The 24,906-nt window shown below is 63.8% G+C and carries 25 protein-coding genes and 1 tRNA gene; 16 read left to right on the forward strand and 10 right to left on the reverse strand.

Translation table 11 applies throughout. The annotated features are described in order from the left end of the window. Positions 1-48: 48 nt before the first annotated feature. From QUH67_RS15855 to QUH67_RS15865, 3 genes are all read right to left on the reverse strand, one after another. The gene (locus tag QUH67_RS15855; RefSeq protein WP_300947599.1) at positions 49-1,329 is read right to left on the reverse strand and encodes an O-acetylhomoserine aminocarboxypropyltransferase; all 1,281 of its coding nucleotides are present in this window, start codon (positions 1,327-1,329) and stop codon (positions 49-51) included. Between the two features lie 137 nt (positions 1,330-1,466). Then, entirely contained in the window at positions 1,467-2,051 is a 585-nt protein-coding gene (locus tag QUH67_RS15860) for a CoA-binding protein (RefSeq protein WP_300947600.1), read from the reverse strand. Between the two features lie 119 nt (positions 2,052-2,170). After that, complete coding sequence (locus QUH67_RS15865; RefSeq protein WP_300947601.1) at positions 2,171-2,995, reverse strand: enoyl-CoA hydratase; 825 nt, start codon at positions 2,993-2,995, stop codon at positions 2,171-2,173. Between the two features lie 86 nt (positions 2,996-3,081). Here QUH67_RS15865 and QUH67_RS15870 point away from each other — a divergent pair, with 86 nt between their 5' ends. The 6 genes from QUH67_RS15870 to QUH67_RS15895 all read left to right on the forward strand — a co-directional run bounded on the left by QUH67_RS15870 (position 3,082) and on the right by QUH67_RS15895 (position 6,817). After that, positions 3,082-3,510: a PaaI family thioesterase gene (locus QUH67_RS15870; RefSeq protein WP_300947602.1), complete on the forward strand. Its 429-nt coding sequence runs from the start codon at positions 3,082-3,084 to the stop codon at positions 3,508-3,510. A 154-nt stretch (positions 3,511-3,664) separates the two neighbouring features. Then, positions 3,665-4,129 (forward strand): 50S ribosomal protein L13, encoded by a 465-nt coding sequence (rplM, locus tag QUH67_RS15875; protein WP_300947603.1) that lies wholly within the window; start codon positions 3,665-3,667, stop codon positions 4,127-4,129. A 1-nt stretch (position 4,130) separates the two neighbouring features. Further along, on the forward strand, positions 4,131-4,610 hold the full coding sequence (gene rpsI / locus QUH67_RS15880; RefSeq protein ID WP_300947604.1) for a 30S ribosomal protein S9: 480 nt from the start codon (positions 4,131-4,133) through the stop codon (positions 4,608-4,610). Between the two features lie 231 nt (positions 4,611-4,841). Then, positions 4,842-6,059, forward strand: a complete 1,218-nt coding sequence (locus QUH67_RS15885) for a GGDEF domain-containing protein (protein WP_300947605.1) — start codon at positions 4,842-4,844, stop codon at positions 6,057-6,059. Positions 6,060-6,176: 117 nt separating this feature from the next. Then, positions 6,177-6,413, forward strand: a complete 237-nt coding sequence (locus tag QUH67_RS15890) for a hypothetical protein (RefSeq protein ID WP_300947606.1) — start codon at positions 6,177-6,179, stop codon at positions 6,411-6,413. A gap of 101 nt (positions 6,414-6,514) precedes the next feature. Next, the gene (locus QUH67_RS15895; protein WP_300947607.1) at positions 6,515-6,817 is read left to right on the forward strand and encodes an antibiotic biosynthesis monooxygenase family protein; all 303 of its coding nucleotides are present in this window, start codon (positions 6,515-6,517) and stop codon (positions 6,815-6,817) included. A 6-nt stretch (positions 6,818-6,823) separates the two neighbouring features. Here the strand turns inward: QUH67_RS15895 and QUH67_RS15900 are convergent, their stop codons facing one another. Continuing rightward, positions 6,824-7,948 (reverse strand): AI-2E family transporter, encoded by a 1,125-nt coding sequence (locus tag QUH67_RS15900; protein ID WP_300947608.1) that lies wholly within the window; start codon positions 7,946-7,948, stop codon positions 6,824-6,826. A 118-nt stretch (positions 7,949-8,066) separates the two neighbouring features. On the opposite strand from QUH67_RS15900, the gene QUH67_RS15905 reads away from it, so the two are divergent. From QUH67_RS15905 to QUH67_RS15925, 5 genes are all read left to right on the forward strand, one after another. Continuing rightward, a complete protein-coding gene (locus QUH67_RS15905) occupies positions 8,067-8,801 on the forward strand; it encodes a hypothetical protein (RefSeq protein ID WP_300947609.1) in 735 nt (244 codons plus the stop codon). Between the two features lie 123 nt (positions 8,802-8,924). Next, positions 8,925-9,695: a gamma-glutamyl-gamma-aminobutyrate hydrolase family protein gene (locus QUH67_RS15910; protein ID WP_300947610.1), complete on the forward strand. Its 771-nt coding sequence runs from the start codon at positions 8,925-8,927 to the stop codon at positions 9,693-9,695. Between the two features lie 292 nt (positions 9,696-9,987). Further along, positions 9,988-11,055 carry an extracellular solute-binding protein gene (locus tag QUH67_RS15915; protein WP_300947611.1) on the forward strand — a complete coding sequence of 356 codons (1,068 nt, stop codon included), beginning with the start codon at positions 9,988-9,990 and terminating at the stop codon, positions 11,053-11,055. 258 nt (positions 11,056-11,313) lie between these two features. After that, positions 11,314-13,203 (forward strand): hybrid sensor histidine kinase/response regulator, encoded by a 1,890-nt coding sequence (locus QUH67_RS15920; RefSeq protein WP_300947612.1) that lies wholly within the window; start codon positions 11,314-11,316, stop codon positions 13,201-13,203. 74 nt (positions 13,204-13,277) lie between these two features. After that, positions 13,278-13,700 (forward strand): RidA family protein, encoded by a 423-nt coding sequence (locus tag QUH67_RS15925; RefSeq protein WP_300947613.1) that lies wholly within the window; start codon positions 13,278-13,280, stop codon positions 13,698-13,700. 53 nt (positions 13,701-13,753) lie between these two features. On the opposite strand, the gene QUH67_RS15930 is transcribed toward QUH67_RS15925, so the two are convergent. Beyond that, a complete protein-coding gene (locus tag QUH67_RS15930) occupies positions 13,754-14,545 on the reverse strand; it encodes a hypothetical protein (protein ID WP_300947614.1) in 792 nt (263 codons plus the stop codon). A gap of 121 nt (positions 14,546-14,666) precedes the next feature. Here QUH67_RS15930 and QUH67_RS15935 point away from each other — a divergent pair, with 121 nt between their 5' ends. Continuing rightward, entirely contained in the window at positions 14,667-16,118 is a 1,452-nt protein-coding gene (locus QUH67_RS15935) for a glycosyltransferase family 87 protein (protein WP_300947615.1), read from the forward strand. Positions 16,119-16,246: 128 nt separating this feature from the next. Here QUH67_RS15935 and glnA read toward each other — a convergent pair whose 3' ends face one another. The 3 genes from glnA to QUH67_RS15950 all read right to left on the reverse strand — a co-directional run bounded on the left by glnA (position 16,247) and on the right by QUH67_RS15950 (position 18,326). After that, positions 16,247-17,656 carry a type I glutamate--ammonia ligase gene (gene glnA / locus QUH67_RS15940; protein ID WP_300947616.1) on the reverse strand — a complete coding sequence of 470 codons (1,410 nt, stop codon included), beginning with the start codon at positions 17,654-17,656 and terminating at the stop codon, positions 16,247-16,249. Positions 17,657-17,827: 171 nt separating this feature from the next. Next, positions 17,828-18,166 carry a P-II family nitrogen regulator gene (locus QUH67_RS15945; protein WP_027537227.1) on the reverse strand — a complete coding sequence of 113 codons (339 nt, stop codon included), beginning with the start codon at positions 18,164-18,166 and terminating at the stop codon, positions 17,828-17,830. Continuing rightward, positions 18,153-18,326 (reverse strand): hypothetical protein, encoded by a 174-nt coding sequence (locus QUH67_RS15950; protein ID WP_300947617.1) that lies wholly within the window; start codon positions 18,324-18,326, stop codon positions 18,153-18,155. Before QUH67_RS15950 ends, QUH67_RS15945 begins: the two co-directional genes overlap by 14 nt. A gap of 240 nt (positions 18,327-18,566) precedes the next feature. Between QUH67_RS15950 and QUH67_RS15955 the strand changes: the two genes are divergently transcribed. Together QUH67_RS15955 and QUH67_RS15960 are read left to right on the forward strand one after the other, a co-directional pair. Continuing rightward, positions 18,567-20,066 carry an NAD(P)H-hydrate dehydratase gene (locus tag QUH67_RS15955; RefSeq protein WP_300947618.1) on the forward strand — a complete coding sequence of 500 codons (1,500 nt, stop codon included), beginning with the start codon at positions 18,567-18,569 and terminating at the stop codon, positions 20,064-20,066. Continuing rightward, positions 20,044-20,496: a GNAT family N-acetyltransferase gene (locus QUH67_RS15960; RefSeq protein ID WP_300948063.1), complete on the forward strand. Its 453-nt coding sequence runs from the start codon at positions 20,044-20,046 to the stop codon at positions 20,494-20,496. The genes QUH67_RS15955 and QUH67_RS15960 overlap by 23 nt, the downstream gene beginning before the upstream one ends. 7 nt (positions 20,497-20,503) lie before the next feature. On the opposite strand, the gene QUH67_RS15965 is transcribed toward QUH67_RS15960, so the two are convergent. After that, the gene (locus QUH67_RS15965; RefSeq protein ID WP_300947619.1) at positions 20,504-21,589 is read right to left on the reverse strand and encodes an enolase C-terminal domain-like protein; all 1,086 of its coding nucleotides are present in this window, start codon (positions 21,587-21,589) and stop codon (positions 20,504-20,506) included. A gap of 10 nt (positions 21,590-21,599) precedes the next feature. Further along, positions 21,600-22,922 carry a multicopper oxidase family protein gene (locus QUH67_RS15970; RefSeq protein ID WP_300947620.1) on the reverse strand — a complete coding sequence of 441 codons (1,323 nt, stop codon included), beginning with the start codon at positions 22,920-22,922 and terminating at the stop codon, positions 21,600-21,602. Positions 22,923-23,058: 136 nt separating this feature from the next. Here QUH67_RS15970 and QUH67_RS15975 point away from each other — a divergent pair. Both QUH67_RS15975 and tig read left to right on the forward strand, forming a co-directional pair. Then, positions 23,059-23,143: transfer RNA gene (locus QUH67_RS15975), tRNA-Leu, on the forward strand. Positions 23,144-23,305: 162 nt separating this feature from the next. Continuing rightward, positions 23,306-24,664, forward strand: a complete 1,359-nt coding sequence (gene tig / locus QUH67_RS15980) for a trigger factor (protein WP_300947621.1) — start codon at positions 23,306-23,308, stop codon at positions 24,662-24,664. The last annotated feature ends 242 nt before the right edge of the window (positions 24,665-24,906 follow it).

Raw genomic sequence — 24,906 nt, forward strand, 5'->3', positions numbered from 1 at the left:
CTCGTGGGCGCCCTCTCTGCCTCCACGCTGTTCCCGGCGACGAGCCCTCTACGCGCTCAGCGCCTGCTCCAGATCCGCAATCAGGTCTTCCTTGTCCTCGATGCCGATCGACAGCCGCACCACGTCGGGCGCGGCGCCGGATTTCACCTTGGCGGCGTCGTCGAGCTGGCTGTGGGTGGTCGAGGCCGGATGGATCACCAGCGAGCGGGTGTCGCCGACATTGGCGAGATGCGAGAACAGTTTGAGGTTCGACACCAGATTGACGCCGGCATCGTAGCCGCCACGCAGGCTGAAGGTGAACACCGCGCCGGCGCCCTTCGGCGCGTATTTGCGGGCGAGCTTGTTGTACTTGTCGCTGGCAAGCCCGGCATAGTTCACCGCCGCCACGGCGGAGTGGCCGGCCAGGAATTCGGCGACCGCCTTGGCGTTCTCGCAATGCTTCTGCATGCGCAGCGGCAGCGTCTCGATGCCGGTCAGGATCATGAAGGCGTTGAACGGCGAGATCGCCGGACCGAGGTCGCGCAGGCCCAGCACGCGGCAGGCGATCGCGAAGGCGAAATTGCCAAAGGTCTCCTGGATCCGGATGCCGTGATATTCCGGCCGCGGCTCGCTCAGCATCGGATATTTGTTGTCCTTCGCCCAGTCGAAGGTGCCGCCGTCGACGATGATGCCGCCGAGCGAATTGCCGTGGCCGCCGAGAAACTTCGTCAGCGAGTGCACGACGATGTCGGCGCCATGGTCGATCGGGCGGATCAAATACGGCGTCGCCAGCGTGTTGTCGACGATCAGCGGCACGCCGGCCTTGCGCGCCACTTCCGCGATCGCCTCGATGTCGGTGATGCTGCCGGCGGGGTTGGCGATCGATTCGATGAAGATCGCCTTGGTGCGCGGCGTCACGGCGCGTTCGAAGCTCGCGATGTCGTCGGGATCGGCCCAAGCCACGTTCCAGCCAAAGCTCTTGAACGCGTGCGTGAACTGGTTGATCGAGCCGCCATAGAGTTTTCGCGCGGCGATGAACTCGTCGCCCGGCATCAATAGCTGTTGAAGCACGACGACCTGCGCGGCGTGGCCCGAGGCGACCGCGAGCGCCGCGGTGCCGCCTTCCAGCGCCGCAACGCGCTCTTCCAGCACGGCGGTGGTGGGATTGCCGATGCGGGTATAGATGTTGCCGAACGCCTGCAGCCCGAACAGCGAGGCGGCATGGTCGGCGTCGTTGAACACAAAGGACGTGGTTTGATAAATCGGCGTGACCCGTGCGCCGGTGGTGGGATCGGGCTGTGCGCCGGCATGCACGGCGAGGGTCGAAAATCCCGGCAGACGATCGGTCATTCTGTGCGTCCTGTTGTTCTGGCTTGTTCGAAAGCGCGGCATGCTGATCGCAGCCGCGTGCGCCGTCAAGTTGGGTGGATCACAAAACAGGCGTACTTCTTCAGGCCACCTTGTCGAAACGTTATGTCACATTCAGGCTACGTGGATTCGCTTTTGTTCTTTGCGGCGCGATCCGATGCCGCGGTGGCGCCGCCGCCGACGCTGGTGCGGTTCAGCGACAGCCGCATGCCCTGAACGGGAACCGGCGCGCGCTTCGAACTCAGCGTGCGCGAATTGACGCCCATCCATGAAATCTCCGACGACAGCCGGCCATACTCGATCTTCGGGCAGCGGTTCATCACCACCTTGATGCCGGCGGCTTCGGCCTTCGCGGCCGCCGCGTCGTCGCGTGCGCCGAGCTGCATCCAGATCACTTTCGGAAGCGTCGGCAATTTAAGCGCCTCTTCGACGACCGGCATGATGTGGCTGGAGTTACGAAAAATGTCGATCATGTCGATGGGGCGGCCGATCTCGGAAAGCGAGGCGACAAACGGTTTGTCGAGCAGGCTCTTGCCGACATGGCCGGGATTGACCGGAATCATGTCGTAGCCGCGCTGCGCCAGATACTTGAAAGCAAAATAGCTCGGCCGCACATTGGCCGGCGAGGCGCCGACCATCGCGATCGACCTGACGCCGTTGAGAATGCCGCGGATATAATTGTCGTCGTAATTGTCGTGGTTCATTTGGTTTCCTCGGACCCTCATGGTGAGGAGCGCGGAACGCGTGTCTCGAACCATGAGGCCACAATCGGGCCTGCATCCTTCGAGACGCGCGGAGACGCGCTCCTCAGGATGAGGAGCAGCTATTTGTCCTGCCACTTCGGATCGCGCTTTTCGATGAAGGCGCCGATGCCTTCCTCGGCGTCGCGCGCCATCATGTTTTCGGTCATCACTTCCGCCGCATAGCGATAGGCGTCGGCGAGGTTCATTTCGGCCTGGCGATAGAACGCCTCCTTGCCGAGCTTGACGGTATAGGAGGATTTCAGCGCGACCTTCTGCGCCAGCGCGATCGCAGCGTCGCGCTCGGTGCCGGCGGCGACGACGCGGTTGACGAGGCCGATGTTTTTCGCGGTCTGCGCCGAAATCGGCTCGCCCGTCAGCAGCATCTCCATCGCCTGCTTGCGCGGGATGTTGCGCGACAGCGCCACCATCGGCGTCGAACAGAACAGCCCGATATCGACGCCGGGGGTAGCGAAGCCCGCGGCCTCCGAGGCGACCGCGAGATCGCAGCTCGCCACCAGCTGGCAGCCGGCGGCGGTCGCTATCCCCTGCACGGCGGCGACCACCGGCTTCGGCAGATGCACGATCGCCTGCATCATCGCGCTGCAGGCGTTCATGATCTGCCCGAAATAGGCGCGGCCACGGTCGGCATCGCTGCGCCGCGCGGTCAGTTCCTTCATGTCGTGGCCGGCGGAAAACGCCGGACCATTGGCGGCGATGACGACGGCGCGGACGCTATTGTCGTCATGGATCTGTTTCAGCGCGGCGTGCAATTCGGCGATCAGGCCCTCCGACAGGCTGTTGCGCGCAGCCGGCCGGTTGAGGGTGAGCAGGCGGATGCTGCCGACGTTTTCCTGCAGCAGGACCGGAGGTTGCGGCGTGGCGGCGCGGGCAGTCTGGGCGGGCATTTCGGAAACTTCACTCCGGATTTTCACTTGGGTTTTGATGACAACCTAATGTAACAGGCAGCCTTAAGCGAGGGGGCGCGAGGTTCATGGCGGCAGCGAAAATGAGCGTGGCTGAGCTGGAGGAGTTCCTTCACCGCGAGTTTCCGCAGGCGTTCAGCGGCGGCGACATCACCATCGAGAGCGCCGACGGCGAGACCTGCCTGCTGCGCCAGCGCTACGACGAGCGCATGCTGCGCCCCGGCGGCACCGTGTCGGGGCCGACGCTGATGGCGATGGCCGATTTCGCGATGTATGTCGTGCTGCTCTCGGCCATCGGCCCGGTCGGCCTCGCGGTGACGACCAATCTCAACATCAACTTCCTGCGCAAGGGCCAGCCCGGGCAGGACGTGCTGGCTGCCGCGAAGCTCCTGAAGCTCGGCAAGCGGCTGGCGGTCGGCGAGGTCAGCCTTCTTTCGGGCACATCGCCCGATCCGATCGCCCATGTGACGGCGACCTATTCCATTCCAAACAAATAGCGTTTTCGGTGGTAATATAACACCATATTTTTAAGCTGTTGTTTTCGCAGCGCTAATTTGTACGTTTCGGCGTTGACGGATAACGTGCCGTTCTCTAGAAACCGCCCAGTTCGGCGCATCTGGCGCCGATTTCCATTTTCACGGATTTCCTCACATGAAAACCTATTCGGCAAAGCCCGCCGATGTGACGAAGAAGTGGGTCTTGATCGACGCCAAGGGTCTGGTGGTCGGCCGGCTTGCTACCCTGGTCGCCATGCGTCTGCGCGGCAAGCACCTCCCGACCTACACGCCCCACGTCGATTGCGGTGACAACGTCGTCATCATCAACGCGGCGCATGTTGTGCTGACCGGCCGCAAGCGCGACAACAAGGTCTACTACAAGCACACCGGCTTCATCGGCGGCATCAAGGAACGCACTGCAAAGTCGATCCTCGAAGGTCGCTTCCCCGAGCGCGTGCTCGAGAAGGCCATCGAGCGCATGGTTCCGCGCGGCCCGCTCGGCCGCGTCCAGATGGGCAATCTGCGCGTCTATCCCGGTCCCGACCATCCGCATGAAGCCCAGCAGCCCGAGACGGTTGATATCGCTTCGATGAACCGCAAGAACATGAGGGCCGCATAAGATGTCCGATACCATGCAGTCGCTCGACCAGCTGGCGTCGCTGAAGACGGCGGTTTCCCCGGAAGCGCCGAAATACGTCAAGAAAGTCGACAAATACGGTCGCGCCTATGCCACCGGCAAGCGCAAGGACGCGGTCGCCCGCGTCTGGATCAAGCCGGGTGCCGGCAAGATCGTGGTCAACACCCGCGAGGTCGAAATCTACTTCGCCCGTCCCGTTCTGCGCATGCTGATCCAGCAGCCGCTGGTCGCAGCCGCCCGCGCCGGCCAGTACGACGTCATCTGCACGGTCGCCGGCGGCGGCCTGTCGGGGCAGGCGGGTGCCGTGCGTCACGGTATCTCGAAGGCCTTGACGTACTTCGAGCCGGATCTGCGCGGCGTGCTGAAGAAGGGCGGCTTCCTGACCCGCGACTCCCGCACCGTGGAGCGCAAGAAGTACGGCCGGGCCAAGGCGCGCAAGTCGTTCCAGTTCTCGAAGCGCTAATTGCTTCGCTAAAATTTGCAGCGATTGCTGCATGCATCGAACGAAAAAGGGCGCCGATCGGCGCCCTTTTTGCTTACCAATTGGTGACCCGCCGCTCCGGAATTTCGTGAAAACTTGCTTACCCGCACGAACTAAAATGGAAGACGGCGCTCCTAGTGTCCGCCATGCTCCGGCGCGAAACTACTTCTTTACTGCGCCGAACAGTTGCATCACACGCGTTCGGGTGAGCCCATGTCGTTTGATACCTCCACACTCTATCTGTTCGCCACGATGGTTGCGGGTATGCTCGGGGCCATGCTTCTGCTGTTCGGCAAGCAGGAAAACATCGCGGCCTTGAAATGGTGGGGGACGGCCTACCTGCTCGGCGCTTCGTCGGTGGCGATCTGGACCGTCGGCGGCGCCAGGCTCGGCGAACCGGTCTTGCTGGCGCTGCATGCGCTGGGCTTCGTGGCCTGCGGCATGGTCTGGAACGCCTCGCGCGTCTTCCACGGCCGCAAGCCCAACTGGCCGGGGCTCCTGGCCGGCGCGATCGCCTGGAGCGGCATGGTGCTGGCGGTGCCGTCGATCAATTCCGCCCTGCGGCTGATCGCAGGCGCGGCGGTCGTCGCGATCTATGCGGGCCTGACGGCGTCCGAGTTGTGGCGCGAACGGCGGCGGACGATGCACAAGCGCTGGCCGACGATCGTCGTGCCTGTCATGCATGGTTGCGTGCTGGCGCTGCCGATCCTGCTCGGCAGCCTGCTGCGCCCGCATGATGAGACGTTCACCAGCAGCATCTGGGTGACGGCGTTTTCGATCGAGCTGATACTGTATGCGATCGGCACGGTGTTCGTGATCTTCATGCTGGTGTCGGACCGCGCCGTCACGGTTCACAAGACCGCAGCGTCGGTCGACCCCTTGAGCGGCATGTTGAACCGCCGCGGTTTTTCGGAGGCCAGTAACCGCGTGATCGCGCGAGAGGCCGCCGCGGGGCGGCCGGTGACCGTGATGATCTTCGACATCGACCATTTCAAGAGCATCAACGATCGCTTCGGCCATCCTGCGGGCGACGAGATTCTCAAACTGTTCTCCACCGTCGTGATGAACAATCTGCGCGCCAACGACCTGTCGGGGCGGATCGGCGGCGAGGAGTTCGCGGCGTTGCTGGCCTGTTCGCTGGCCGAAGGCGTGATCGTCGCCGAGCGGGTCCGCGAAGCGTTCGAAGGCTCCAACATCGCCTGCGAGGACGGCCCGGTCGACACGACGGTCAGCATCGGCGTCGCCGGCGGGCCGGCGGGCACGGAACTCGAGGTGCTGCTGGCGGCGGCCGATACCGCGCTCTATGAGGCCAAGCGCAGCGGCCGTAACCGGGTCGAAGCCGCCGAGGAGCTGCCGCTGTCGCTGGAGAACTGGCGGCGCAAGACCGCCGGCCGTGCCGCGTCGCAGCGCCATGCGCCCGCGGCGACCTGAACCTCTGCGCGAACAAGGCGATAGGTTCGGCGATTGATCCAATGCTTTCGGATCACCCGCACGGGAAACGGTGCGTGGTAACCTTTCATTTACCATTCCGTTCCTATCATCGGCGCCATGGATTCATCTCGCGGACGAAATGCCCAAGCCACCTTGCTGTCGCTCGAAGCGGCCGCTGCCTCGGCCCGCGGCGGTTTCGGTTGCCTGTTCTCGACCTCTGAAGAATTCGAGATGGCGCTCATCACGCAGCGTCGTGCGCAGGGGCGTTACGTTCAGCGCAGAATGCGCTGGCCTGCCATCCTGTTCATCGGCTGCGCTTTGATGGTCGCCGCCACGGTGCTGCTGTTCCGCTGAGCTGCCTGGACGATCGCAGCTATCGTGACGCCGCGAGGCGTCTTTTTCTTTTGTCGCCGTCGGGTTAGACACGCCCTTTCTCATGAGAAGGCGTAACTCCCATGATCACCGAAATCGCACAAATCGACGTCAAGCCCGGCACCGAGAAGGATTTTGAGGCGGCCGTCGCCAAGGCGCGTCCGCTGTTCCTGCGCGCCAAGGGCGGCAAGGGGTTCGAACTGCACAAATCCATCGAGAAGCCGCAGCGCTACCGGCTGATGGCGCAGTGGGAGACGCTGGAAAATCACACCGTGGATTTTCGCGGTTCGGAAGATTTCACCGCCTGGCGCGGGCTGGTCGGGCAGTATTTTGCCGCGCCGCCCGAGGTCGAGCACACCGAGACGGTGCTGACCACGGACGGCTGATGCGGGTCAGGCGCTCGCGCCCGCAGGCAGCCCGTCCGCCTTGAAATGGTCGATCATCACCTTGGCGATCGCCATCAGCGGCAGCGCGAGCGCCAGCCCCCAGATGCCGAATACGACGCCGAGCAGGATCTGGAACGCAAACAGCGTGGCGGGCGGGATATCCAGCGCCTGGCGCTGAATGATCGGCGTCAGCACGTAGCTTTCCAGCGCGTGCACGCCGAGGAACAGGATGAAGGCGGAAAGTGCGGCGACCCATCCGGAGGCAAGACTGGCCAGCACCACGATCAGCCCCCCGAGGATGGCGCCGACGGTCGGGATGAAGGCGAGAAGGCCGGCCTGGATGCCCAGGATGAACGAACTCTGGATGCCGATGATCGACAGCCCGATCCAGGTCACCAGAAACACCGCGACCATGGTGATGATCTGCGCAATCAGCCAGCGTTCCAGCGTCTCGCCGATCCGGTCGACGATGGCTGTCGCCCGCGTGCGATGCTTTGACGGCGCCATGAACAGCAGGCCGTCGCGGTAGACGCTTGGCTGGGTCGCAAAGGCGATGCCCAGAAACAGCACGATGAAGAAGTTTCCGACCGCGCTCGCCGTGCCCAGGATCAGTTTCAGGCTCTGGCTGAAGATGGCGCCGCCACTGGCTGCAATCGTGCCGGCGCTGGGAAGGTTGTTGTGCGGCGTCGGCGGCGCTGCGGCGGGCGCGGGATCATCCGAAGTCTGCGACAGGCTGCCGAAGTCGAAGAAGCTGGTGTCGATGCCGTTGCGTTCCAGAAAGCCCTTGACGTTGACGAGCTGCGATTTGAGCGTGTTGCTCAACGCCGTGGTCTGTTTGCCGATCGTGGTGCCGCCGAGAAAGACGATGCCGGACAGCATGCCGGCCACGACCAGGCAGACCGCCGTCAGCCGCAGCGCATGCGGCAGCCGCACCACGCGTCCGAGCAGATTGCTCATGGCATTCAGCGCAACCCCGAGCAGCACGCCGGCAAAGATCAGGAACAGCGTCGCGGCGAACTGCCAGGCGAACGCGAGCAGGGCGATGAACAGCACGACGCCGATGCCGCCGACCGAGATCGCCCACGCCAGATCGTTGCGGGCCTGAGGGCGATTGTCAGCGGGACCTGTCACGGTGATTCCTTCTCGAGATAAATATTGCCGGGCCAGTCTTTCGGCAAAACGCCGCCGGGATCAAGCAGCAGCGAACGCGCCGGTTTGACGCCGCCGCGCCTATTATGCCAAGCGTTTCATGGACCTGACAGTGCGGGCCGGCGAGGGCGAGATGATTCTAAAATGGTTCGGCCCGCTTGCGCTGCTGGCGGCGCTGGTGATCGGCGACCAGGTCAGGATCAACCGGCCTGCCCACAAATATCGCCTGACGCTGGAAGTCGAGACGCCGGACGGCCGTAAATCGGCTTCCAGCGTCCTGGCTGTCCATCCTGACCGCAGCTACGCTCGCCGCGGCCAGACCCGTACGCTGGGCGAGGCCGTTTTCGTCGATCTCGGGCAGGGCAAGAACCTCGTCGCGCTACTGGCGCATGTCGACAACGACAAGCTCGAACTCGACGGCATCAATTATGTCGCCTTGCGCGCCTATACGGTCGCTTCCGGGGGCAAACGGGTCTCATTCAACGCGATGAGCGCGCAGACCGGCATCGTGCCGGTGAAGGCAGAGCTCGTTCCGGTGCTCGTGACCTTCGCCGACCCGGCCAATCCCGCCTCGGCGCGGGCCGTGGCGCCGGACGAAGCCGAAGCGGTGTTCGGGAAGGGTTATCGCCTCCAGGGAATGACCGCCGAGGTGGTGCCGAACGGATTTTGGCCGCTGGATTTCGGTGGCGTCCTAGGCGAGCCGGTGACGCGCTCAATCCCGGCAAAACTGCCCTGGCTCGCCGGCACCGGCAACTCGGCTGCCACTGCGCTCCGGGCCGCCGGTTTGCCCGGGATCGACGGCATCGATGCCGGCGAAGCGTTCACGCGAAAATAGCAACGCAGCCCCGCTGCTGCCCTTCGGATATTGATCCGAAGCCGCTGCGCAGGCATTATCTTCTGTGATCATGGCCCAACCCAGAAGATTCTTGCACAGGACAATGACAGCGGAAGTCTCGCGATGAGGCGTCCCGTGGTCGGGGTGATCGCGAACGCCCATCGCGTCGAAAACCGCTTCCAGACCCAAATGGTCGGAGAGCGCAATTTGCGCGCGGTCACCGACGTGTCCGGGGCGTTGCCGCTGATGTTTGCCGGATCGCCCGAGATCACCGACATCGGCGCGCTGCTCGACGTCGTCGACGGGGTGATCTTGACGGGCGCGCGGGCCAATGTTCATCCGACGCGCTTCAAGACCGAGCCGCATGAGAAGCACGAGCCCTACGACATCCACCGCGACGACGTCGCGCTGGCGCTCACCGAGGCCTGCGTTGCCCGCGGCGTCCCCATCTTTGGCATCTGCCGCGGCCTGCAGGAGATGAACGTCGCCTTCGGCGGCTCGCTGCATCCGGAAATCCGCGAGATTCCCGGCCGCATGAACCACCGCATGCCGCGGCTGGAGAACGGCGAGATCCATCCCGATCCCACCGTCGTGTTCGCCGACCGCCACGACGTCTACCTGACGCCCGGCGGCACCTTTGCCAGCCTGCTCGGCTGCGAGACCATCCGGGTCAATTCGCTGCACGGGCAGGGCATCCTCGACCCCGGCGAGCGCGTCGTGATCGAAGGCATCGCCGAGGACGGCACCATCGAAGCGATCCGCATCGCGGACGCCGCAAGTTTTGCGCTGGGTGTGCAGTGGCACGCCGAATACGATCCGCAGCACAACCCGATCAACCGAAAACTGTTCGAGGCGTTCGGCGCGGCGCTCAAGGCGCACACGCGGGTGGCGTAGGCGGCTACGAACCGCCGGTGCGGCACAACTCTCCTGACGTCGTTGCGAGCGCAGCGAAGCAATCCATCGGGCGGCAAGCGGAGAGGTGGATTGCTTCGCTACGCTCGCCAGGACGGTGGATACAGTTTCCGCCCTTTTTCAATACGCTATCCTCCCTGACGCCCGTGTAGCCACGTTCGACCGCGCCATTCCTGCCATGCATGCGGTCGCTGGCCCGCTCCCCATCCCTTCTGCTATCGTCATGCCCAACAGCACGGCCCGCTCAACGGCCGCAACACACTGGGAGGATGCGATGGGCGACCGCAACTGGTCGAGACGCGACCTGCTCAAGGCGTCGACGGTTTCCGCCGCCGGCCTTTTGTTTGCCGAGCCCTTGCGGGCCGCGGCGCCGCCGGCGGAGGAAGTGACGCCGGCGCTGATCGAAGCCGCGAAGAAGGAAGGCAAGCTGTCATTCTATTCGGCGCTCGAACTCAACACCGCCGAGCGGCTGGCGCGGACGTTCGAGGCGAAATATCCCGGGATCGCCGTCCGCGTCGAGCGCTCCGGCGCGGAGCGGATCTTTCAGCGCATCGCGCAGGAGCAGGGCAGCGGCATCAAGGCCGTCGACATCGCCAACTCGACCGATCCGGCGCATTATCTCGAATGGAAGAAGAACGACTGGCTGGCGCCATACCTTCCCGCGGACGTCGCCAAACATTTTCCAGCCGATCAGATCGATCCCGGCGGCATGTATGCGACCTCCTGCGCCTGGATGGAGGTGATCGGCTACAACACCAATCTCGTCAAGCGCGAGGACGCGCCCAAAAGCTATGCCGACCTGCTCGATCCGAAATGGATCGGCAAGATGGTCAAGGCCCATCCGGGCTATAGCGGCGCCATCCTGACCGCGACTTTCGTTCTGGCACGCGATCTCGGCTGGCCGTATCTGGAAAAGCTCGCGCAGCAGAAGATCATGCAGGTGCAATCGGCCGCCGATCCGCCAAAGAAAATCCTGCTCGGCGAGCGCGCCGTGATGGCCGACGGCAACGACTACAATCTCGTGCTGGCAAAAGACCAGGGCAAGCCGGTGGAGGTGGTGTATCCTGCGGAAGGATCGCCGCTGATCATCGTGCCGTCGGGCATTTTTCGCGGTGCGCCGAATCCGAACGCGGCAAAGCTGTTCCAGAACTTCTTCTTCGGCGCGGAGGCCCAGCAATTGCTGGTCGACGTGTTTGCGCACCGCTCCTTTCATGCGCAGGTCAAGGAAAAGGACCAGCACGTCCCGCTCTCGAGCCTGAAGTTGCTCAAGGCCGACCCGGCCCAGGTGCAGGTACAGAGCGAGGCAATCAAGGCGCGCTACAGCAAGCTCTTCGGCGTTTGATTGCCGCCGTCGTGGGGCGCGCCACGGGAAGTCGTGAATACAATCATTGGTAGTTAAAACACAACCAGTTGTTTGCCTGGCTCATGATGGTTGCGGCCCCTACCAGGCGGCGTCCGTACTTTTACGGGCCTGAAAGTTTGGCAGCTCGAGGCTGAAGTCGGATATGCAACGAGGCGCCGCTGCCGCGTCGCGCGATGCCGCCGCCATGGCCTGATCAAAGCCCGTGCTTGTCCCATCACATCGCGACCGGGAGAGGCTATGAAGATTTCCGGCCGTCTCGCGCTTGCGATGGTTTCGCTGGCTGTGGCGACGTCTGGCATTGTCGGCGCTTTGGCGTGTTATTTCGTTGCCGAGGCTGCGTCGCGCGGGGTGTTGATCTCGATCGCGGGCGCCGCGCTGGCCGGTGGCGGAATTGCGTCGGTGCTGGCGATGGCGCTTGCTGCCGGCATCGCCAGGAGGTTCCTAAGACCGCCGTCCGCGGATGACGTCACGGAAACCGTGCGGGCCAGCGCCTATCAGGCGCTTGTCGATCGCGAGCGGATGGCGCAGGCGATCATCGAAAACGCGCTCGATGCCTTTGTCCAGACCGATGGATCCTGCGTCGTTCTCGACTGGAGCCCGCATGCCGAAGCCTTGATGGGATGGACGCGCGCCGAGGCGGTCGGGCGGAGCGTGGAAGATCTGGTATTTCCTGAGGCGGAGCGCCCCGTGCACCGGCAATGGGTCGACCGTTTTCTCAGCGAGGCATCGGGCGACGCCGCCGGCGGGCGATACGAAACACCGCTGCGGCACAAGGATGGACGCGAATTCTTTGCCGAGGTGTCGCTGACGGCGCTGCCCAGCGGCGAGGGCTACATCATCAACGCCTTCGTCAGGGACATCACCGAAAAGCGCGCGGCGGAAGAACAATTGTTCCAGTCGCAGAAGATGGAATCGGTCGGGCAATTGACCGGCGGCATCGCCCACGACTTCAACAACATGCTCACCGTGATCACCGGCACGATCGAAATCCTGGCCGAAGGCGTCAAGCACGATCCGGCGCTGACCTCGATCACCAGGATGATCAACGACGCCGCCGACCGGGCGGCGCAACTCACGGCAAACCTGCTGTCCTTCGCGCGCAAGCAGCCGCTGCGCCCGCTCGAGACCGACGTCAATGCGCTGATCGAGGAGGCGGTCAAGCTGCTGGCGCCGACGCTCGGAAGACAGATCGAGATCCAGACGGTGTTGAGCGATGAGGCCTGGCCGGCCCTGGTCGATCGCAGCCAGCTCACGTCGGCGCTGGTCAATCTGGCGATCAACGCCCGCGACGCCATGCGCGATGGGGGGAAGCTGCTGTTCAGGACGGGAAATTTCACCCGCCACGCGAATGATGCGGAGGTGGGCGACCTCGGCGCCGGCGACTACGTCACCATCGAGGTCATCGACAGCGGCGCCGGCATTCCGCTGGCGATTCGCGACCGGATTTTCGAGCCGTTCTTTTCGACCAAGCAGTTCGGCACCGGCACCGGGCTGGGACTGAGCATGGTGTTCGGATTTGCCAAGCAATCCGGCGGCGCCGTCGTCGTCGACGGCGCGGAGAGCAAGGGCGCCTGCTTTCGCATCTATCTGCCGAAAGCCGACGCCGGGCCATCCAACGCGCGGGCCACCGGCGATACCGCGATGCCCGACGATGACGAACTGATCGGCGGATCTGAAACGATTCTCTGCGTCGAGGATGATGACGTCGTGCGCGCGCATGTCACAGGCCGCCTGCAAAGCCTCGGCTACACCGTCATCACGGCATCCCATCCGGCCGAGGCGCTCGACATCGTCAATGCCGGCGTGGCGTTCGATCTCCTGTTCACCGACATCGTCATGCCCGGTTCGATGAACGGGCGGCAGCTCGCGCAAAAGATCGCCGGGCTGCGGCCGCCGCTCCGGGTGCTCTACACCTCGGGCAATACGGTCGGCGCCCTTGCCAATGCGCGTCCCGGCGAGGGCGTGCTGCTCTTGAAAAAGCCGTATCGCAAGTCCGAACTGGCGCGCATGGTCCGCCTCGTCCTCGATCGCCCGATCGATCACATGGGCGACCCGATCCCGCTGCCCTATTCGGTGCAGGAGGATCTCGAGCGTTTCCTGCAGGAAAATCCGCCGAAGGGCGGATAGGGCACGCGCGACTTGCGCGGCGCGTTGCTGTCGGTCCAGCTATGTGCTCCGAATCCATCAAGCGAGGCAGGCCGATGAAATCTCGCGTCGAGACGCTCACACCACCGAACACGCCGACCCCGATCGGCCCTTACAATCACATCGCCAGGGTCGGCGAGCAAATCTGGATCGGCGGCACCGCCGGCGCCGATCCGGCGACCGGTCAACTGGCGGGGGCGGATGTCGCCGCCCAGACCCGGCAAATCCTGAAATCGTTCGCCGTGATGCTCGATGCCGTCGGCTCTGATCTCAATCACGTCACGCACATCAACATTTTTCTGCAGCAGATGTCGGACTTCGAGGCAATGAACGCCGCCTATGTCGACATCATGGGCGATCACCGGCCAGCGCGCACGGTTTTTTCAGTCCGGGAATTGCCCAAGCCCGGCGTCTTGCTGACGATGAACCTCACCGCGGTCACGAAGGCGCGGGCCGCATCGCCTGACAACGGCCAATGACGGAAATAGAGAAGGCGCCTGAATGACGCGCCTTTTTTATTTTTCCGCCAGACCTAGCGAATACCGAGACTTTGAAAGAACGACGGCGGCTGCGCATTTTGCGGAGCCGGGTCCGGTGCGCGGGGATCGGCCACGGGCGGCGCCTGCCCCCCTGCGTCCTGCTCTTCGCGGACCCTTGCGCGCTGATTGCGCCGCGGGCGGACTTCCGCGCGCGCATTTTGCACGGACTGAGCCCGCCGCGGCTTCTTCACGGGGCGCGCCTGCGCCGGGGCATCCTCCGCTACCCGCGCCCGGGCCGCTCGCGCGGACGCGGCACGCGCCTCTTCCTCGGCGGCCCAGGCCTGGAATTGCTTGAACAATTCTTCGGTGACGGGCGGGCTGGTCTCGGCCTGGCTTTGTGCGACCTCGACCGGGCGCGGGCCGCTCTCGGCCTGCGCCTGAACGGGCTCTGGCTCACGCCGGCTGGCCTCGGCCTGGGTCGGCGCGGCTGGTTCGGCAGCCGCGGCAACTTCCTCGCGCGCCGGCGCATCCGTCGCCGCAGGCGCGTCCTGGGCATCGGCCACCGTTTGAACGGTTGCCCCTGACGCGTCGGCTTCGAGCTGAACCGCGGGTTTGTCGTTCCACCAGTCCGTTACGTTCGCAACGAGCAGGACGGGATTTCCGACCGATAGAGCGCCGACGCCGATCGTCGTCACGGCAGCCGCCAACGCACTCGCCTTGAGAATTCGCGACGAGATCGCCGCCACGTCCCAGCGCTTTTCGATCTCCGGGTGCCCGGTTTCTTCCGCGTGCCGGGAGAGAAAGATTGGAGGACGATCCGGCTGAAAACCATTGTCTGTCGTCATGTGGTTCGATGCGCCTCTCGTTGGTCGGATTCCCCGATACCCCGCGAGCACGGTCTAAAAGCGACGATCGCCGCCACGATTTGGGAGAAGTCTTGGCTTCACTGCGATTGTGGAACTCGCGATGGCAGGGGAAACAGGCATGTTTCTTGTGTGTTGGGCGTTGCGGACATGGCTGCCGGGCTGGCTCCAGCTGTTGCTGCGTCCGCGTGGAGCAACGCTGAGGGAACGTTTTGGCAGCGTCTGTCGCTGGTCGATTTCCGCGAATAAATCGTTTACTTTTTGGTTGTATCAAAAATATATGACAACTTCAGGTCAAACGACGGCTTTTGCGGCCACTGAAAAGGCTTACGGCGCGTCCACTGCGGTGGCTGCGATCTTTTTGGTGTTTTTCGCTACGCTTGCCTTCAAACAAGCGGCGGATCACACGTCATCGGCATTCATTGTCGACCCTTGGGGTTTTCCGCTCGGCAGGGATTTTCTGAACAGTTGGATGGCTGGCCGCGCGATGTTTTCCGGCGGTCCGGCAGCGTGGTTCGACGCCGATGTCTACATGGCTGTGTTGCGGAAGGTGACCGGTCTTGACGGGCTCGAACCGATGTACTGGTCGTATCCCCCACATCTCGTCTTACTGGTCTGGCCGTTTGGTCAGCTGGGCTACTTGCCGTCATATGTCTTCTGGTGTGTGGCCGGTCTCGCGCTCTATGTCTGGGCTGCGGTCGCGGGCGGCGTCGACCGCAGATACTGGCTGTTCTTGGCGATCTCACCTGCTATCATCGTCAACGTCTTGTTGGGCCAGAACGGCTTCCTGACGGCGGCGCTGCTGATCGGCGGACTAATCAATCTCGATCGGCGACCGGTCTTCGCCGGGATATTGCTCGGTGTCCTGACCGTCAAACCACAACTCGGCTTGTTGCTTCCGGTCTTGTTGCTGCTGGGCGGACACTGGCGCGTCATCGCCTCGGCGGTTGCCACCACGGTGCTGCTGGTCGTCGCGACGGCAGTATGGTTCGGGCCGGACATCTGGATGGAATATTGGCAGAAGGTCGGGCCGCAACAGCACGAGCTGATAAATACGGCTGGCATCAAGGGCTGGCCAATCGTAGCCTCCGCCTTCGTCAACGCGCGCCTTGTCGGACTTTCCGATCATGTTGCCTGGATGATTCAGGGGACAGCATCGGCCGGCGCATTTGGCGCCGTGGTTTGGACGTTCTGGCGCAAGCGCGATCCGGTGCTGTCGCACGCACTCTTTGTGGTCGCGATCTTTGTGTTTTCGCCCTGGATAATGAACTACGACATGGTCGTGTTCGGATGGATCGTTGCGCTCCTGCGGCAGCGCGACGACCAAACCCTCCTGGATCATTGTCTCGCGTTGGCGCTTTGGATGTTGCCGCTTGCGATGATTCCATTGGGGGTGGGGCATATTCCCGGCGCGCTGATGATCCTGCCGCTGTTCGCAGTCCGCCTGTTGTGGCGGTTGGCCCATGAGGCGTCCGAGCGGGCGCCACCAGCAGAACCCGCAGCGATCCGCGGTCGGGGTATTCCACCGCCTGAGCAAGCCGGCCGCGCATCATGATGTGCGAGGCCGCTTTGGCGCCGTCCGAAAGCCGCTCTGCTCATCCCGACGACGAATAAAAGGCGCCCCGCAAGGAGCGCCTTTCGTATCGTTGGTCGCAATCCCGGCGGCGCGAGCGCCGCCAGCCATCACAGCGAATAGTACATGTCGAACTCGACCGGGTGCGGGGTCATCTCGAAGCGCTCGACTTCGGTCATCTTCAGTTCGATATAGCTGTCGATGAAGTCGTCGTCGAACACGCCGCCGTTCTTGAGGAACGCGCGGTCCTTGTCGAGGTTTTCCAGCGCCTCGCGCAAGCTGCCGCACACGGTCGGGATCTGCTTCAGCTCTTCCTTCGGCAGGTCGTAGAGATCCTTGTCCATCGCCGGGCCCGGATCGATCTTGTTCTTGATGCCGTCGAGGCCGGCCATCAGCATCGCGGCGAAGCCGAGATAGGGATTGGCCATCGGATCGGGGAAGCGGACTTCGACGCGCTTGGCCTTCGGGTTCGCCGTGTAGGGAATGCGGCAGGAGGCCGAGCGGTTGCGCGCGGAGTAGGCGAGCAGCACGGGGGCTTCATAGCCCGGGACCAGGCGCTTGTAGGAATTGGTCGACGGGTTGGTGAAGGCGTTGATCGCCTTGGCGTGCTTGATGATGCCGCCGATGTAGTGCAGGCAGGTCTCGGAGAGATCGGCGTATTTGTTGCCGGCGAACACCGGCTTGCCGTCCTTCCAGATCGACTGGTGGCAGTGCATGCCCGAGCCGTTGTCGCCATAGACCGGCTTCGGCATGAAGGTGGCGGTCTTGCCGTAGATATGCGCGACCTGGTGGATGCAGTACTTGTAGATCTGCATCTGGTCGGCCATCAGCGTCATGGTGTCGAACTTCATGCCGAGCTCGTGCTGGGCGGAAGCCACTTCGTGGTGATGCTTCTCGACCTTGACGCCCATCTTGGCCATGGCGCCGAGCATTTCCGAGCGCATGTCCTGCACCGAGTCCTGCGGCGGCACCGGGAAGTAGCCGCCCTTGGTGCGGATGCGGTGGCCAAGGTTGCCGCCTTCATATTCGGTGTCGGAGTTGGTCGGCAGTTCCGAGGAGTCGAGCTTGAAGCCGGTGTTGTACGGAGTGGTCTGGAAGCGGACGTCGTCGAACACGAAGAACTCGGCTTCCGGTCCGAAGAACACGGTGTCGCCGATGCCCATCGACTTCACCATCGCCTCGGCCTTCTTGGCCATGCCGCGCGGGTCGCGGTTGTAGGGCTCGCCGGTGGTCGGCTCCAGCACGTCGCAGGTGATGACCATGGTGGTCTCGGCGAAGAACGGGTCGATCGTCGCGGTGACCGGATCGGGCATCAGGCACATGTCGGATTCGTTGATCGCCTTCCAGCCGGCGATCGAGGAGCCGTCGAACATCGTGCCTTCGGCAAAGATTTCCTCGTCGATCATGCTGATGTCGAAAGTCACGTGCTGCCACTTGCCGCGCGGATCGGTGAAGCGCAGGTCGACGTATTTCACGTCGTTGTCCTTGATCGATTTCAGGACGTCTTTGGCGGTCTTCATGAATACCCCTTTTGGCTACTACGGGTCGGTTTCCAGGCGTGAGGCGACAACGACAAATTCGCCGACAATCGGTGAGCTATCGCGAACGAAATCAGGCCGCCGAAGCAGCCCTTTTCTTGTTTTTTGGTCGCAAAATCCGGATAGCACCCGGCTCAGAGAGCGTCCAGCCCGTTAGATGGCATCCAGCCCGGATTCTCCGGTTCTGATCCGGATCGCTTCCTCGATGTTGGAGACGAAGATCTTGCCGTCGCCGATGCGCCCGGTCTGGGCGGCGCGGCGGATCGCGTCGATCGCCTTTTCCACCAGTTCGTCCGAGATCACGATCTCGATCTTCACCTTGGGCAGGAAGTCGACGATGTATTCCGCACCGCGATAAAGCTCGGCGTGTCCCTTCTGCCGGCCAAATCCCTTGGCCTCGGTGACGGTGATGCCCTGCAGCCCAACCTCCTGAAGCGCCTCCTTCACCTCGTCGAGCTTGAATGGCTTGATGATGGCTTCAATCTTCTTCACTGAGCGCCTCCCGGGCATTTCCGAATAGCAGATAGGTTCGATGTCGCAGCCTGGTGAAATCCATGGCGCCGTCTGGTTTGATCCTTGCTTCCCGGCCAATGCCAGGATTGATCCAAAGCAAGCCGGATTGCTCATAATTGACGCGGAGTGCGTCGATCATAAGCTCTCTCGTTTAACCGGCTTCCTCAAAAGCAGGGTCTATGCCAAGTTGTTAACGCGGCTGATTTCGAAACGTTATCAGACTTTTAACGGGCAAGTGGAAGAGGTTGAGCCGGACACCGCATGATAGTGGAGATTACAAAATAGGCAAATGGGTCGATTCATGTGCAGCCGAGGCGCTAAGCCCCGCGGCGCGATGGCGATATGCCTGCGGAAAAGGCTGACGGACTGAGGTTTCGGCATGGAAGTGTTGACCACGACGGAGATGGAGCGTGCCGACCGGCTGACGATCGCTGCCGGCACGCCGGGATTCGCGTTGATGATGAGCGCGGGCCAGGCCGTGGCCGAGGCCGCGATGAATCTCGTCGAAGAGGGGCCGATCGTGGTGGTCGCCGGCCGTGGCAACAATGGCGGCGACGGTTTTGTGGCCGCGGCCGAGCTGGCCGCACGGGGCCGGGACGTCTCCGTCATCCTGCTGTGCGAACGCGACAGCCTGAAGGGCGATGCGGCGCTTGCGGCCCGCGGCTGGAAATATCCGGTGTTGCCGTTCAACCCGCAGGCGATCGGCAGGCCGGCGCTGATCATCGATGCGCTGTTCGGCGCCGGCCTCGACCGTCCCGTCAAGGGCGACCCGCTCGAGATCATTGAGGCGGTCAACGCCAACGGCGCGCCGGTGCTGGCGGTCGACCTGCCGAGCGGCATCAACGGCACCACGGGCGCGGTGATGGGGGCGGCGATCAAGGCCGCGGAGACCGTGACCTTCTTCCGCCGCAAGCCCGGGCATCTCTTGATGCCGGGACGCAAGCATTGCGGCCGCGTACGCGTCGCCGATATCGGCATCGACGCGCAGGTGCTTGCGGAGATCAAGCCGCAGACGTTCGAGAACGTGCCGTCAAGCTGGCAGAAATCCTTCCCCGTCCCCGACATCGACGGCCACAAATACGCCCGCGGCCACGCCGTCGTCGTGTCCGGCGAACTGGCGTCGACCGGTGCGGCGCGGCTCGCGGCGCGCGGCGCGCTGCGGGCAGGGGCGGGACTGGTCACGGTGGCATCGCCGCGCGATGCACTGGCGGTCAACGCGGCGGCGCTGACAGCGGTGATGGTGCGCGCGATCGACAATGCGATTCAGTTCGCCGAACTGCTCGACGACCGGCGGCTGGGCACGGTCGTGATCGGGCCGGGCGCCGGCGTCAGCGCCCGCACCCGCGATTTCGTCCACACCGCCTTGTCGGCCAGGCGCAGCCTCGTGCTCGACGCCGACGCGCTGACCAGCTTTGCCGAGGCGCCCGAGCGGCTGTTCGAGCAGATAAAGGCGAGCGGGGACGTGAAAGTCGTGCTCACGCCGCACGAAGGCGAGTTTCCGCGCCTGTTCAGCGACATCAGCAACAAGCATCCCGGCCGCTCCAAACTGGAACGGGTACGCGCCGCCGCCGAACGCTGCGGCGCCGTGGTGCTGCTGAAGGGGCCGGACACCGTCGTCGCATCACCCGACGGCCGCGCCAGCATCGCGTCCAACGCCCCGCCCTGGCTCGCCACCGCAGGCGCCGGCGACGTGCTGGCCGGCATGATCGCAGCTTTTCTGGCGCAGGGCGTGCCGGCGTTCGAGGCCGCCGGCATCGGCGTCTGGCTGCACGGCGAAGCCGCGGGCGAGGCGGGACCAGGCCTGATCGCAGAGGATCTGCCGGAGGTGCTGCCCGCGGTGTTCAGACGGCTGTATGATGAGTTCGGGATTGAGTATTAAGCAGCTCGACTTCGCAGATGCGGACGCCGCCGCGCGCATCCACCGGGCTTCTTTCGATCACGCCTTGCCCTGGCTCGCCGGCCTGCACACGCCCGATCAAGATTTGTGGTTCTATCGCGAGCGCGTGTTTGCGACATGCACGGTCTGGGGCGCCTTCGAAGGCCATGAGATGCGCGGCGTGATTGCCTTCCGCGACGACTGGATCGAGCAGCTGTATATCCTGCCTGAAGCGCAGGGCCGGGGGCTTGGCAGCCAATTGTTGGATATCGCCAAGCGGTCATCCGAGCGTCTGCAACTCTGGACGTTCCTGCGCAATGTGCCGGCGCGCCGCTTCTACGAGGCGCGCGGTTTTGTGCTGGTCGTACGAACCGACGGTGCCAGAAACGAAGAGAAGGAGCCGGACGCCCGCTATCTCTGGACGCGCGGGTGAACGCAATCTACGTCACCAAATACTTCGCCACCGCCGTCTCGTTCCACTCCAGCCCCAACCCCGGTCCTCTTGCCGTCACCGTGCCGTCGACGATCTCCGCCGGCTTCGCAAGGATCACCCCCGCAAAATCCAGGAACTCAAGCCAGTGCGCGGTCGGCGTCACCGCGAGCATGTGGGCGCTGGCTTCCGCGAACAGATGGCTCGACATCGGAATGTTGGCGGCGTGCGCCTGGGCTGCGACCTGCAGCCAGCCGGTGACGCCGCCGCACTTCATGATGTCAGGCATGATGAAGTCGCTGGCGCCGGCTTCGATCGCCTCCGCAAAGCCGCGCGGGAACCACCAGTTCTCGCCGGCCTGGATCGGCGTCGGCGACATCTCGCGCACTTTTGCGTGCCCGGACAGGTTCTCCTGCGGCACGGGCTCCTCGATCCAGTGCAGGTCGTAGGGTTCGAGGCGGGCGATGCGGCGCGTGGCCTCCGCCGGATCGAGCGACTGGTTGAAGTCGATCATCAGCGCCACGTCCGGGCCGAGCAAGGCGCGCACGCCCTTGACCACGCGCTCGTCATTGGCGGCATCGCCGTCGCCGCCCTTGATCTTGATGCCGCGAAACCCCTGTTCGAGCGAGCCGCGCAACGCGCGTTCGTCGGCCTTGGGATCGACCACGCCGTAGCTGTCATACGCCTTGACCGGTTTCGGCGAGCCGCCGAGCAGTTCGACGACGGGTTTGCCGGCCATTTGGCCGAGCGCATCCCAGTAGGCCATGTCGAGGCCTGACACCGCCATGCCGACCAGCCCCTGCCAGCCGAGCAGGCGAAACTTGGCGTCCATCGCCGCCATCAGATCGTAGGGCGCGACCGGCTTGCCGATCAGCTCCCGCCCGATTTCCTCGATCAGATGCATCAGGGGCTTCATCGTCATGTTCGCATAGGCGAAGATGTACGCGTGCCCGGTCACGCCCTGATCGGTCTCGACATCGATCAGCACCAGCGGCCCGGAATCGAACACGCCAAATGCGTTCTTCAGGGGACGTTTCAGCGGTACGACGACGCCGCGCGCCTTGACGCTGCGGATGGCGGGGACGGGCTTGCTCATGGCGTGCTCCTCACTCGACGGCGTACCATCGCACAAAGCGCGGGGCAGCCCAATCGGCGGCGATGGATTCGATCAGCCACCGCCCGGCATGTTCGGCCGCAAAGGCGATGCGCTGGGTCTGGCCCGGCTCGAATGCCAGCGTGTCCAGCCAATACGGCTTCCAGCCGTCGTCGAGCTTGTCGAGCAGCCGGAAATGGTGGCCGTGCAGGCGAAACACGGTTGGCAGGGCGGCACGGTTGGTCACCGCCAGCACCACGACCCGCCCGGGTTTGGCGCGGAAGGCCGGCTTGGGCGTGGCAGCAAGATCTGACGTCACGATCCACTCGGGGCCGCTCAGCGCGAGATCGGTGCGAAGCGCGTTCTTCAGGTCCAGTTGCGCCGGCAACCCGTTGGATGGCAGCGGCGGGGGAGGCGGCAGCGGTGCCGCGCGCACGGGGGAATCGGATGACACGGTCAAAAAGCCGATGGTCCGCGCTTGCCTGCCCTCGTGGAGAAGGATCTTGAGGTTCGAGCCCGGCGGCGCTTTCACGTCGACAAAGGCGTCGACCCGGCTGCCCGGTGCGAGCACGATCGCGCCGTTGCGGGCTAGAAAGGGTTCCGAAGGCTGGCTGTCGATCGCCATGACCGTGACATCGACGGATTCCAGTTTCAGGGCGATGATGCTGCGCCGGCTGCCGTTGATGAAGCGAAGTCTCAAGCGCTCGTTGGATCGGGTTGACACGTCCACTGAGGCTTTGCCGTTAAGTGTATAGAAAGTCGTGGTTTCGGCCGGGTCCGCCCCTGGCACGACCGCGGTCCCGTCGGCCCGCAGCCGCCATTCTTCCACCAGCAGCACCTCGTCGCGATCGGCGCTGACGGGTTCATTTTCGGCGACCACCAGCGGGCGGCCGCGCGCCTGCCGCTGGCTTTGAAGGTCGAGCAGAATCATGTCGCAGAGGAAGGTCCCGGCGTGACGCAGTGGAATCCTGATGTTTTCCCAGCCTGAGGGGGCCAGCAGCCGGCGGCTGATCAGCGGCTCGATGGCGGGAACCCCGCCGATCCCTCGCCAGTCGAGGCCTGCGGGGACCGTGAGGTCGTTGGCAAACTCGACCTGCAGATCGTCGCCGCGGCGGAAGCGCAGTTCCGGGCTTTCAAGCATCCATATCGGCGTTTCCGGGCCGCCGTTGCGGATGCCCAGGCCACCTTGCTGCGCCTTGATGGCGATGGCTGGCCGTCCTTGCGCAAGGGAACGGCCGGGCATCAGCACGCCAAGAGAGGCTGCCCCAACCCCCGCCATCCAGTCTCGCCGGTTCATTCGCAAAACCTGCTTTGCCATGCGTTCGATCCGGACCATTTTTCGGGTGGGATGTCCAGTTGCGGCGCATTGGCCCAAAGCGGCCGGGCAGGGCCATTTTTTTGCTGCGGAGGTGGTGGCTCATGTTATAAGCCCGCCGCCCGCGGCATCGCGGCCGGGTATGGATGCTTTTCACGCGGGCGTGGCGGAACTGGTAGACGCGCTGGATTTAGGTTCCAGTGACGAAAGTTGTGGGGGTTCGAGTCCCTCCGCCCGCACCAAGCGCTCTATCCAGGCGTTTGCATGATGAATACTGGCGGGCCTGCTTCCCCCTCGGGAGGCCAGGGTCAGCCGAACCACCGGCAGGCCGCAAGGCCGCGCCTTGAAATATTGAACACTGCCGGGCCGCACTGGCCCGGCGCAAGCGGAAGAAGATTGACGCCATGCAGGTCACCGAAACCCTCGCCGAGGGATTGAAGCACGAGTTCAAGGTCAGCGTCCCCGCATCGGATCTCGATGCCAAGGCGGGTGCCAAGCTGATTGACCTCAAGGACAAGGTGAAGCTCAACGGCTTCCGTCCGGGCAAGGTGCCGGTGAGCCATCTGAAGAAGGTCTATGGCCGCTCGGTGATGGCCGAGACCATCGACCAGACCATCCGCGACACCAACACGCAGATCTTCACCGACCGCGGCTTCCGTCTCGCGACCGAGCCGAAGATCACCATGCCGACCGAGCAGAAAGAGGTCGAGGAACTGCTGGCCGGCAAGTCCGACCTGACCTACACGGTGGCGATCGAGGTGGTGCCGACGATCCAGCTCGCCGATTTCAAGACTTTCGCGGTGGAGAAGCCGGTGGTCGAGGTGACCGACGCCGAGGTCGATGAGGCGATCAAGCGCATCGCCGACCAGAACCGTCCGTATGCGGCGAAGTCCGAGGGCGCCAAGGCCGCGAACGGCGATCGTGTCACGATCAGCTTCAAGGGCCGCATCAACGGCGAACTGTTTGACGGCGGCACCGGGGAGGGCATTCCGCTGGTGATCGGCGCCGGGCAGTTCATTCCTGGTTTTGAGGAACAGCTCGTCGGCATCGGCGCCGGCGAAACCCGTACGCTGAACGTGACCTTCCCGAAAAATTACGCCAGCGAAAAGCTCGCCGGCCAGCCGGCCGAATTCGAAACCACGGCCACCCTGATCGAGGCGCCCGGCGAGGCCACGATCGACGACGAGTTCGCCAAGACGCTCGGCCTCGAATCGCTCGACAAGCTGAAGGAGGCCGCGCGTGAGCGGCTGGTCGCCGAGTTCGCCGGCGCCACCCGCCAGCGCGTCAAGCGCGCGCTGCTCGACCGTCTCGACGACAGCCACAAATTCGAGGCGCCGCCGTCGCTGATCGAGGAAGAGTTCAATCTGATGTGGAACTCGATCAAGGCCGAAATGGAATCCTCCGGCAAGACCTTTGCCGACGAGGACACCACCGAAGACGCCGCGAAGGAAGAGTACAAGAAGATCGCCGACCGCCGCGTCCGGCTCGGCCTGGTGTTGTCGGAGATCGGCGAGAAGAACAAGATCACCGTGACCGACGACGAAGTCGGCCGCGCGGTGATCGAGCGGGCGCGTTCGATGCCCGGCCGCGAGAAGGAAGTCTGGGACTACTATCGCAGCAATGCCAACGCGCTGGCCCAACTTCGTGCGCCGATCTATGAAGACAAGGTGGTCGACTTCATTCTCGAACTCGCCAACGTGACCGAGAAGAAGGTGTCGCGCGAAGACCTGTTCAAGGAAGACGACGAGAAGAGCGCGGCCTGACCGTTTGGTCAGCTGACGTTAATGTCAGGCTGATGTTAATGATGAACGGCGAATCCGTCGTGGCTGCGTCTTCCGCAGCTATGACATCGCCTGCGAATCAGCTTGAACTCGTCTAACCGGCTCGCAACGGCCCGGCCTTGTCGCCGGGAAATTGGTCCATATCTGTGGGCGGCTCGCTGATCCCGCGAGTTCCGAGTTGAAGTCCTGCATCACGGGACGTTCGTCCTCACCCGGCAATCATG

Source organism: Bradyrhizobium roseum (genome assembly GCF_030413175.1).
GTDB classification, from domain to species: domain Bacteria; phylum Pseudomonadota; class Alphaproteobacteria; order Rhizobiales; family Xanthobacteraceae; genus Bradyrhizobium; species Bradyrhizobium roseum.

Excerpts from the sequence above, each read along its gene's own strand:
- QUH67_RS15855 (WP_300947599.1), bottom strand. The coding sequence starts at position 1,329 with ATGACCGATCGTCTGCCGGGATTTTCGACCCTCGCCGTGCATGCCGGC.
- QUH67_RS15865 (WP_300947601.1), bottom strand. The coding sequence starts at position 2,995 with ATGCCCGCCCAGACTGCCCGCGCCGCCACGCCGCAACCTCCGGTCCTG.
- QUH67_RS15915 (WP_300947611.1), top strand. The coding sequence starts at position 9,988 with ATGGGCGACCGCAACTGGTCGAGACGCGACCTGCTCAAGGCGTCGACG.
- QUH67_RS15895 (WP_300947607.1), top strand. The coding sequence starts at position 6,515 with ATGATCACCGAAATCGCACAAATCGACGTCAAGCCCGGCACCGAGAAG.
- QUH67_RS15935 (WP_300947615.1), top strand. The coding sequence starts at position 14,667 with ATGGCAGGGGAAACAGGCATGTTTCTTGTGTGTTGGGCGTTGCGGACA.
- QUH67_RS15925 (WP_300947613.1), top strand. The coding sequence starts at position 13,278 with ATGAAATCTCGCGTCGAGACGCTCACACCACCGAACACGCCGACCCCG.
- QUH67_RS15960 (WP_300948063.1), top strand. The coding sequence starts at position 20,044 with ATGAGTTCGGGATTGAGTATTAAGCAGCTCGACTTCGCAGATGCGGAC.
- rpsI (WP_300947604.1), top strand. The coding sequence starts at position 4,131 with ATGTCCGATACCATGCAGTCGCTCGACCAGCTGGCGTCGCTGAAGACG.
- QUH67_RS15910 (WP_300947610.1), top strand. The coding sequence starts at position 8,925 with ATGAGGCGTCCCGTGGTCGGGGTGATCGCGAACGCCCATCGCGTCGAA.
- QUH67_RS15930 (WP_300947614.1), bottom strand. The coding sequence starts at position 14,545 with ATGACGACAGACAATGGTTTTCAGCCGGATCGTCCTCCAATCTTTCTC.
- QUH67_RS15905 (WP_300947609.1), top strand. The coding sequence starts at position 8,067 with ATGGACCTGACAGTGCGGGCCGGCGAGGGCGAGATGATTCTAAAATGG.
- QUH67_RS15885 (WP_300947605.1), top strand. The coding sequence starts at position 4,842 with ATGTCGTTTGATACCTCCACACTCTATCTGTTCGCCACGATGGTTGCG.
- glnA (WP_300947616.1), bottom strand. The coding sequence starts at position 17,656 with ATGAAGACCGCCAAAGACGTCCTGAAATCGATCAAGGACAACGACGTG.
- tig (WP_300947621.1), top strand. The coding sequence starts at position 23,306 with ATGCAGGTCACCGAAACCCTCGCCGAGGGATTGAAGCACGAGTTCAAG.
- QUH67_RS15920 (WP_300947612.1), top strand. The coding sequence starts at position 11,314 with ATGAAGATTTCCGGCCGTCTCGCGCTTGCGATGGTTTCGCTGGCTGTG.
- QUH67_RS15860 (WP_300947600.1), bottom strand. The coding sequence starts at position 2,051 with ATGAACCACGACAATTACGACGACAATTATATCCGCGGCATTCTCAAC.
- QUH67_RS15890 (WP_300947606.1), top strand. The coding sequence starts at position 6,177 with ATGGATTCATCTCGCGGACGAAATGCCCAAGCCACCTTGCTGTCGCTC.
- QUH67_RS15950 (WP_300947617.1), bottom strand. The coding sequence starts at position 18,326 with ATGATCGACGCACTCCGCGTCAATTATGAGCAATCCGGCTTGCTTTGG.
- rplM (WP_300947603.1), top strand. The coding sequence starts at position 3,665 with ATGAAAACCTATTCGGCAAAGCCCGCCGATGTGACGAAGAAGTGGGTC.
- QUH67_RS15965 (WP_300947619.1), bottom strand. The coding sequence starts at position 21,589 with ATGAGCAAGCCCGTCCCCGCCATCCGCAGCGTCAAGGCGCGCGGCGTC.
- QUH67_RS15955 (WP_300947618.1), top strand. The coding sequence starts at position 18,567 with ATGGAAGTGTTGACCACGACGGAGATGGAGCGTGCCGACCGGCTGACG.
- QUH67_RS15970 (WP_300947620.1), bottom strand. The coding sequence starts at position 22,922 with ATGGTCCGGATCGAACGCATGGCAAAGCAGGTTTTGCGAATGAACCGG.
- QUH67_RS15870 (WP_300947602.1), top strand. The coding sequence starts at position 3,082 with ATGGCGGCAGCGAAAATGAGCGTGGCTGAGCTGGAGGAGTTCCTTCAC.